The 1,918-nt window shown below is 42.1% G+C and carries 1 protein-coding gene; it reads left to right on the forward strand.

From position 1 onward, the window contains the following. The coding region (locus Q0997_RS20070) for a Calx-beta domain-containing protein (RefSeq protein WP_299892471.1) at positions 1 to 1,918 on the forward strand (1,918 nt) is incomplete at both ends.

The following is a 1,918-nucleotide window of genomic DNA, read 5'->3' on the forward strand; positions in this document are numbered from 1 at the left end:
GAACGGTAACGAGTGGTAACACCAGTAACACGGATCCAAGTGGAACAGTAACAATAACAGATAACGATACAACACCAGCAGTAACAATTGGCGATGTAACGGTAGATGAAGGTGCAGGCACAGCAACTGTTCCAGTAACAATCGATACGCCAAGTTCAGTAGATACCGTAGTTGATATTGTAACCACAACAGGAACAGCAGGCACATCAGATTATACAGAGACAACAACAACAGTAACAATTCCAGCAGGAAGCACAAGTGTTGATGTTAGTATTCCAATTACAGAAGATACAATTAGTGAATCACCAGAGGATTTTACCGTAGATGGAACGGTAACGAGTGGTAACACAAGTAATACGGATCCAAGTGGCACAGTAACGATTACAGATAATGATTCAGTAAATGTTACCATAGGTGATGTAACAGTAGATGAAGGTGCAGGAACAGCAACTGTTCCAGTAACTTTAAGTACCCCAAGTTCAGTAGATACCGTAGTTGATATTGTAACCACAACAGGAACAGCAGGCACATCGGATTATACAGAGACAACAACAACAGTAACAATTCCAGCAGGAAGCACAAGTGTTGATGTTAGTATTCCAATCACGGATGATGCCATAGATGAGCCAAACGAAGAGTTCACAGTAGATGGAACGGTAACGAGTGGTAACACCAGTAACACGGATCCAAGTGGAACAGTAACAATAACAGATAACGATACAACACCAGCAGTAACAATTGGCGATGTAACGGTAGATGAAGGTGCAGGAACAGCAACTGTTCCAGTAACAATCGATACGCCAAGTTCAGTAGATACCGTAGTTGATATTGTAACCACAACAGGAACAGCAGGCACATCAGATTATACAGAGACAACAACAACAGTAACAATTCCAGCAGGAAGCACAAGTGTTGATGTTAGTATTCCAATCACGGATGATGCTATAGATGAGCCAAACGAAGAGTTCACAGTAGATGGAACGGTAACGAGTGGTAACACCAGTAACACGGATCCAAGTGGAACAGTAACAATAACAGATAACGATACAACACCAGCAGTAACAATCGGCGATGTAACGGTAGATGAAGGTGCAGGAACAGCAACTGTTCCAGTAACAATCGATACGCCAAGTTCAGTAGATACCGTAGTTGATATTGTAACCACAACAGGAACAGCAGGCACATCGGATTATACAGAGACAACAACAACAGTAACAATTCCAGCAGGAAGCACAAGTGTTGATGTTAGTATTCCAATCACGGAGGATGCTATAGATGAGCCAAACGAAGAGTTCACAGTAGATGGAACGGTAACGAGTGGTAACACCAGTAACACGGATCCAAGTGGAACAGTAACAATAACAGATAACGATACAACACCAGCAGTAACAATTGGCGATGTAACGGTAGATGAAGGTGCAGGCACAGCAACTGTTCCAGTAACAATCGATACGCCAAGTTCAGTAGATACCGTAGTTGATATTGTAACCACAACAGGAACAGCAGGCACATCAGATTATACAGAGACAACAACAACAGTAACAATTCCAGCAGGAAGCACAAGTGTTGATGTTAGTATTCCAATCACGGATGATACTATTGATGAAGCAGATGAAACGTTTACAGTAGATGGAACGGTAACGAGTGGTAACACAAGTAACACGGATCCAAGTGGAACAGTAACAATAACAGATAACGATACAACACCAACAGTAACAATCGGCGATGTAACGGTAGATGAAGGTGCAGGAACAGCAACTGTTCCAGTAACAATCGATACGCCAAGTTCAGTAGATACCGTAGTTGATATTGTAACAACAACAGGAACAGCAGGCACATCAGATTATACAGAGACAACAACAACAGTAACAATTCCAGCAGGAAGCACAAGTGTTGATGTTAGTATTCCAATCACGGA

The organism is uncultured Lacinutrix sp., from assembly GCF_947500325.1.
Classification (GTDB): domain Bacteria; phylum Bacteroidota; class Bacteroidia; order Flavobacteriales; family Flavobacteriaceae; genus Lacinutrix.